At 69.3% G+C, this 7,041-nt stretch carries 9 protein-coding genes; all 9 read right to left on the reverse strand.

All coding sequences use genetic code 11. From position 1 onward, the window contains the following. Positions 1-39: 39 nt before the first annotated feature. Positions 40-759, reverse strand: a complete 720-nt coding sequence (cmk, locus tag B2869_RS14410; protein WP_292767984.1) for a (d)CMP kinase — start codon at positions 757-759, stop codon at positions 40-42. Beyond that, a complete protein-coding gene (locus B2869_RS14415) occupies positions 752-1,888 on the reverse strand; it encodes a prephenate dehydrogenase (RefSeq protein ID WP_292767986.1) in 1,137 nt (378 codons plus the stop codon). The genes cmk and B2869_RS14415 overlap by 8 nt, the downstream gene beginning before the upstream one ends. Then, a complete protein-coding gene (locus tag B2869_RS14420) occupies positions 1,885-2,691 on the reverse strand; it encodes a pseudouridine synthase (RefSeq protein ID WP_021199277.1) in 807 nt (268 codons plus the stop codon). Before B2869_RS14420 ends, B2869_RS14415 begins: the two co-directional genes overlap by 4 nt. Beyond that, positions 2,688-3,356, reverse strand: a complete 669-nt coding sequence (gene scpB, locus B2869_RS14425; RefSeq protein ID WP_292767989.1) for an SMC-Scp complex subunit ScpB — start codon at positions 3,354-3,356, stop codon at positions 2,688-2,690. Before scpB ends, B2869_RS14420 begins: the two co-directional genes overlap by 4 nt. Beyond that, positions 3,346-4,203 carry a segregation and condensation protein A gene (locus B2869_RS14430; RefSeq protein WP_021199275.1) on the reverse strand — a complete coding sequence of 286 codons (858 nt, stop codon included), beginning with the start codon at positions 4,201-4,203 and terminating at the stop codon, positions 3,346-3,348. The genes scpB and B2869_RS14430 overlap by 11 nt, the downstream gene beginning before the upstream one ends. After that, positions 4,187-5,020, reverse strand: a complete 834-nt coding sequence (locus B2869_RS14435; RefSeq protein WP_168441067.1) for a ParA family protein — start codon at positions 5,018-5,020, stop codon at positions 4,187-4,189. Before B2869_RS14435 ends, B2869_RS14430 begins: the two co-directional genes overlap by 17 nt. Positions 5,021-5,173: 153 nt before the next feature. Continuing rightward, positions 5,174-6,076 (reverse strand): site-specific tyrosine recombinase XerD, encoded by a 903-nt coding sequence (gene xerD / locus B2869_RS14440; RefSeq protein ID WP_292767992.1) that lies wholly within the window; start codon positions 6,074-6,076, stop codon positions 5,174-5,176. Between the two features lie 2 nt (positions 6,077-6,078). Beyond that, positions 6,079-6,660, reverse strand: a complete 582-nt coding sequence (locus B2869_RS14445; RefSeq protein ID WP_292767994.1) for an NUDIX domain-containing protein — start codon at positions 6,658-6,660, stop codon at positions 6,079-6,081. Positions 6,661-6,679: 19 nt separating this feature from the next. Continuing rightward, a partial coding sequence (locus B2869_RS14450) for a glutamine amidotransferase-related protein (protein WP_414683279.1) occupies positions 6,680-7,041 on the reverse strand: 362 nt, incomplete at its 5' end.

The raw sequence follows: 7,041 nt of genomic DNA on the forward strand, positions 1-7,041 counted from the left end.
TTCTCGGCGAGCTGGTCGGGGCCGCCTTCGTATTCGTCGTCAGCCACGGTGTGCTCCTTGGATTCGTTCGATCACCGTGAGGACGGCGTCGATGGTCTGGGGGAAATCGAGTTCCGTCGAATCGACGACCTCGACGCCTTCTGCGGCGTTCAGGAAGTCGACGACGGCACTGTCTGAGGCATCACGCTTGTGCAGCGCCGCGGCGACAGCAGCCGCGTTCTCGCCGGCGAGTTCGCCGGCACGTCGTGCAGCCCGCACCTCGGGAGCTGCGGTGAGAAGGATCCGCACCGGAGCGTCGGGGGCGACCACGGTCGTGATGTCACGGCCCTCCACCACGACGGCGGGGTACGACGACTCCGACACCATACGGCGGAACAGCTCATTGACCTGCGCGCGAACCTCGGGCACGCGTGCCACGCCGCTCACCGCGCCGGAGACCCTCGGGTCTCGGATGGCCTCGGTGACCTCGACGTCGCCGACGAGCACCGTCCGCTCGTCGGGGTCGAGCCCCAGCGTCAGAGGGAAGTCTGCCGCTGCCGTGCGCACGGCCTCAGGGTCTTCGGTGTCGGCGCCCCGATCGAGCACATGCCAGGCGAGTGCGCGGTAGGCGGAGCCGGTGTCGAGGTAGCCGAAACCGAGTGCGCGGGCGACGGCCTTCGAGACACTGGACTTGCCCGATCCGGCCGGCCCGTCGATCGCGATGAACTTGTGCGCGTCGGTCGCCGAGGCGTCCGCAGCAGAGGTCGAGATATCAGTCATTCGTGCTCCCAGCGATGCGCCATCCACGTTCCTGCAGCCCGGTGATCGCGCCATGCAGCGCCGCGGGATCGACGCTGATCTCGGCGAGGCCGAACTGCGCGCCGGGCGAATGCTCGAGGCGGAGGTCCTCGACGTTCACACCGAGCTCGCCGAGCTCTCCGAACAGCCGGCCGAGCTGACCCGCGGTGTCGTCGACCATCACGACGAGGGTTTCGAAACGCTGATTCTGTCCGTGCTTGCCGGGGAGCCGTTCGACGCCGTCGTTCCCCTGCCGGATGGTCTCGGCGACGATGCGGCGGGCGCCCGGAGCGCTCGGCGCACGCAGGGCATCGGAGATCTCGCCGAGGTCGGAGGCCAGCGCATCGAGGATCTCGACCACGGGTGCCGCGTTCGCCCCGAGGATCTGCACCCAGAGCTCGGGGGCGGATGCCGCGATGCGTGTGGTGTCGCGGACGCCCTGGCCCGCAAGGCGGAGCGCCCCCTCTTCCGCTTCGGCGAGGCGACCGGCGAGCAGGCTCGCGACCACCTGGGGCACGTGCGAGGTCAGCGCGACCGAACGATCGTGCTCCTGCGGAGTCATCTCGAGAGGCGTCGCTCCGACGTCGAGCGCGAGGGCCTCGACGAGGGCGAGGTCGGAGGCTCTCGTCTCCTCATCACGGCACACCACCCAGGGGCGCCCGATGAAGAGGTCGGCACGCGCTGAGATGGCGCCCCCGCGCTCACGACCGGCGAGCGGGTGAGAGCCGATGTAGCGGGTGAGGTCGACACCGCGCGCCTGGAGTGCACGGAAAGGCTCGAGCTTCACGCTCGCGACGTCGGTGACGACGGCCTCTGGGAACCGTTCGAGTTCGGCCTGGATCACGTCGGCAGTGACATCCGGCGGCACCGCGACAACGACCAGGGACGGCTGATCGTCCTCGTTCGAGATCCTTCCGGCGCCGTAGTCGACGGCGAGACGCAGTTGGGCGGGCGAGGCATCGGTCAGGACGACATCTACCCCCTTCGCGCGGAGGGCGTGGCCGATGCTCGCGCCGAGGAGTCCGGCGCCGACGATGCGGACGGTACCGGAGAGGCGCGGCGCGACGACGCCCGCTCTCCGCCCCGTGGGCGCACTCGTCGTATCGGTCATTCGTTCTCCTGCTCGCCTGGCGCCTCGGCGACACCGGAATCACGGCGCGACAGGGTCAAAAGCGCGCCGAGTTCGATTTTACTCAGTTCCCGCGTCTTCCCGGCCGGGAGGGTTCCCAGGTGGAGCGGACCGAACTGCCGGCGGACCAGTTCGGTGACGGGGTGGCCCACCGCCGCGAGCATGCGTCGCACGATGCGGTTGCGACCGGAGTGCAGCGTCAGCTCCACCAGGCTCTCCTCGCGGGAGGTGTCCAACAGCCGTGCCTTGTCGGCGGCGATCGGTCCGTCCTCCAGCTCGATGCCCTTCGTCAGCTTCGAGATCGTCTGCGGCAGCACTGTGCCCTCGACCTTCGCGATGTACACCTTGGTCACGCCGAAAGACGGGTGGGCCAGCACGTGGGCGAGCGCGCCGTCGTTCGTGAGGATCAGCAGACCGCTCGTCTCGGCATCGAGGCGGCCGACGTTGTAGAGGCGCTCCTCGTACTTCTCGGTGAAGCGGCGCAGGTCGGGGCGGCCGCTCTCGTCCTTCATGCTGCTCACCACGCCGGTCGGCTTGTTGAGCATGACGTAGCGCTTGGAGACGTCGAGCTGGATCGCGGTACCGTCCACGTCGACGAGGTCGCGCTCGGGGTCGATCCGTCGCCCCTGCTCGGACACGACGATGCCGTTGACGCGGATGCGCCCCTCGGCGATGTACTGCTCCACCACGCGGCGGGAGGCCACGCCTGCCGCGGCGAGCACCTTCTGCAAGCGCACGCCCTCGGGCGCGGCCTCGGAGTCTGTCGAGGCGTCGAAGCCTGTCATCGGATGGTCCCTTCGTCGAAGCCGTCTGCACCGTCATCGAGCAGCGGGGAGATCGGGGGCAGCTCGTCGAGCGAGTTGATGCCCAGGTGCTGCAGAAGCGCGTCGGACGTGCCGTAGTTGATCGCGCCGGTCTCGGCGTCCGCGAACAGCTCGGTGATCAGCCCGCGGGCGAGCAGCGTGCGCACGACGGAGTCGACGTTCACCGCGCGGATGGAGGCGACCTGGCTGCGCGTCACCGGCTGCTTGTAAGCGATGACCGCCAATGTCTCGAGCGCTGCCTGCGACAGTCGCGCCGGGGCCTGCCCTCCGACGAACTCGGCCACCATGGCATCGAGATCTTCGCGGACGTACAGTCGCCACCCGCCGCCCACCTCGCGCAGCTCGAAGCCGCGCCGTGGTCCCGTGCTCCGGCCGTCGTAGTCCTCGACGAGCATCTCGAGTGTCTGACGCACGGCTGGCACCGGCGACCCGACGGCGGCAGCCAACGCGACGAGGCCGATCGGCTCATCCACGATGAAGAGGATCGCTTCGACCCGCTCGGCGAGGGGAATCTCGGGTGCCGTCCCGGCAGCGTCCGAGGTCTGATCCTCCGACCCCGTGGGGTCGGTCCCCGCCGCGTCGTCGGTCTCCATCACAGCGTCGGTCTCCGTCACGTCATCGGTCATAATCGGCTCCCAGGGTCGCCAGCGTCTCGTCCGACCAGGAGTCGGCGGCCCAGCGGAGCGTCAGCTCGCCGAGCGGTTCCAATTGTTCGAAGGACAGCGCCGCGTGCCGATAGAGCTCCAGCACCGAGATGAAGCGCGCGACGACGATGCCCGGCTCCGTGACGCCCGCGACGAGCTCACGGAAGCTCACCGACTCGGTCCCACGCAGCAGTGTCACGACGATCGCCGCCTGCTCGCGGATGCTGACCAGCGGTGCGTGCAGATGGTCGAGTCCGACGTGCGGGATCTCCTTGGGTGCGAACGCCAGTAGCGCGAGCGCGGCGAAGTCGTCGGCGCTCAGCGACCAGACGAGCTCCGGAGTCTGCCGCCGGTGCTTCTCCTCGAGGGGAACGGCACGGACGTGTCGACGATCCTCGCGCTGCAGACAGCGAGCGAACCACGTCGAGACCTCCTTGAAGGCCCGGTACTGCAGCAGGCGGGCGAACAGCAGGTCACGCGCCTCGAGAAGGGCCACCGCCTCGGCATCCACCAGCTCGCCCTGCGGCAGGAGTCCCGCCACCTTCATGTCGAGCAGGGTCGCGGCCACGACCAGGAACTCGGAGGCCTGGTCGAGGTCCTCATCGTCGTCGAGTTCCCCCAGATACGCGATGAATTCGTTCGTGACCGCGCTCAACGACACCTCGGTGATGTCCATCTCATGTTTCGAGATGAGATTCAGCAGCAGGTCGAAGGGGCCGTCGAAGTTCGACAGGGACACCCGGAAGCCTGCCGTGTCTGTGGCCGCGGCATCGCCCGCGCTCTCCTCGAGCGTTGCGTCGACAGGCCCCTCGCTAGGCGACGGCGCCACGGGCGACCAGCTCCCGCGCCAGCCGCAGGTACGCCTGAGCGGCAGCGTGCTCGGGGGCGAACTCGGTGATGGGCACGCCCGAGACCGACGCGTCGGGGAACTTCACGGTGCGGCCGATCACGGTCTCCAGCACATCGTCGCCGAATGCCTCGACGACCCGCTCCAGAACTTCGCGGGAGTGCAGCGTGCGCGGGTCGTACATCGTCGCCAACAGGCCGTCCATCGTGATCGACGGGTTCAGCCGGTCGCGGACCTTGTCGATCGTCTCGATCAGCAGCGCCACACCGCGCAGGGCGAAGAACTCGCACTCGAGGGGGATGATCACGCCGTGCGCCGCGGTCAGCGCGTTCACGGTGAGGATGCCGAGGGACGGCTGGCAGTCGATGAGGATGACGTCGTACTCCCCCGCCACCTGGCGCAGGACCCGTGCGAGGATCGTCTCGCGCGCGACCTCGTTGACGAGGTGGACCTCTGCGGCAGAGAGGTCGATGTTGGCCGGCATGACGTCGAGACCCTCGACGCTCGAGTGCACGATCGCATCGTGCGCGTCGCGCTTGGTGTCCAGCAGCAGGTCGTAGATCGTCGGCACATCGTGCGTCGGGATGCCGAGGCCGGCCGACAGGGCACCCTGCGGGTCGAAGTCGACGGCGAGGACCTTCCGGCCGTACTCCGCGAGGGAAGCGGCGAGGTTGATCGAGGTCGTCGTCTTGCCGACGCCGCCCTTCTGGTTGCACAGCGCGATGATGCGCGCCGGGCCGTGCGACTTCAGCGGCTCCGGGATCGGGAACCCGTGATAGGGGCGGCCGGTGGGTCCCATGGGGGTCTCGTCGGCCTTCTGCGCCTTCGCCCTGGACTTCGCCACTTTCTCAGCCACCCGTTCTCCTGCTCCGTCGTGCTTGGTCGATTGTACCGGCCGGGCCCCCGCTCAGCTGCCTCGGCACGCGGCAGACGCCAGGCCGGCGCCGCGAGGTCACCGGGCGCGCGGGTGCGACGTCGCGTAGATGTCGCGAAGGGCGTCGACCGAGACGTGCGTGTAGATCTGCGTCGTCGCGACCGAGGAGTGGCCGAGCAGTTCCTGCACGACACGCACGTCGGCACCCCCTTGCAGGAGATGCGTCGCGAACGAGTGCCGCAGCGTGTGCGGCGATACGTCCACGGTGATCTGGGCGCTCTCGGCTGCCGCGCGGATGACGAGCCACGCGCTCTGGCGGGAGAGCGGGGCGCCTCGCGCCCCGAGGAAGAGCCGGGCCGAGGCGCGACCCTTGGCGGCGAGGGCGGGGCGCACACGGGTCAGATACGTGTCCACGGCGGCGCGCGCGTAGGAACCCAGCGGAACGATGCGTTCCTTGGATCCCTTCCCCCGCAGCCGCAGCACATCGCCGTGCGCCAGGTCGTCCACATCGAGGTCGATCGCCTCGGACACGCGCGCACCGGTCGCAAAGAGAAGCTCGAGCAGAGCGCGATCACGGATGCCGAGCGGCGCCTCGGGAGACGGCGCGGCGAGCAGACGCTCGACCTGTTCGATCGTGAGGGCTTTGGGCAGCCGTCGCGGCGCCTTCGGCGGGCGGAGCCGACCACTCGGGTCGTCGGCCTCTATGCCCTCTCGTGCGAGGAAGCGGTGCCATCCCCGCACCGACGACTGCAAGCGTGCGAGGCTCGTCGACGCGGGTGGCGGCTCCGCGGAGGCCCGTTCCGCGATGAATCGGTCGATCGTCGCCGGCGTCACCTCGCCGGTGTCGTCGATCCCCTCGGCGACCAACCACTCCCGGTATCCCTCGAGGTCGCGCCGGTAGGCCGCGATCGTGTGCGCGCTCAGACCACGCTCGATCGTGACATGACGCAGGTAGGCGTCGAGGGCGCGCTCGAGCTGCATCCTCAGCCCCGGTCGCGCAACCTCTGCGAGGCCGCCAGCACGCCGATCGCGAGGATCCCATTGCGCATCCGACCCTCCATGACCGCAGAGACCGCATCGGCCAGCGACACCCACTCCACCCGGATATCCGCTTCCTCGTCCTCGCGATCGTGCGCCGCACCGGACGGTCGGACGCCGGTCGCGAGGAACACATGGATGATCTCGTCGTTCCCACCGGGCGTCGTCCACGAGGAGACCAGTGGCTCCCAGTGGACGGCGACCAGGTCGGCCTCCTCGGCGAGCTCACGCCGGGCGGCCTCGAGAGGCTCTTCGCCCTCCACATCGAGCAGTCCGGCCGGGAGCTCCCAATCACGATGGCGGATCGGGTGGCGGTACTGCTGGATCAGCAGCACCCGCCCCTGTTCGTCGAGGGCGACGATCGCCACCGCGCCGGTGTGGGCGACGTACTGCCGCACGATCTCGCCGTCGCCATAGCGCACGCGGTCAGAGCGCACGTCCCAGACCCTGCCGCGATAGACGAGGTCGCTCTCGAGAACCTCCGGCTCGAAGGTCTCGTCCCGGAGGCTCTCCGTCGACTCCGTCATCATCGCTCGATTGCTCGATTCAGTCGTCCGCGCTGACGTCGAACAGCTCGCTCGCGCGGTGCCGATCGATCGCCGCGCCCACCAGCCCGCGGAACAGCGGGTGCGGGGCGGTCGGACGCGAACGCAGTTCCGGGTGCGCCTGGGTGGCGATGTAGTACGGGTGCACGTCGCGGGGCAGCTCGACGTACTCGACGAGGTCGAGCTCCGGGTTGAGTCCGGAGAACACCAGCCCCGCCTCGGAGAGACGGTCGCGGTAGGCGTTGTTCACCTCGTAGCGATGGCGGTGACGCTCGGAGGCCTCGGGGGCGCCGTAGAGCTCACGGGCGAGCGAGCCTTCCGCCAGGGCTGCCTGGTACAGACCGAGGCGCATGGTGCCGCCGA

The sequence above is a fragment of the Microbacterium sp. UBA3486 genome (assembly GCF_002377845.1).
GTDB classification, from domain to species: Bacteria; Actinomycetota; Actinomycetes; order Actinomycetales; family Microbacteriaceae; genus Microbacterium; species Microbacterium maritypicum_A.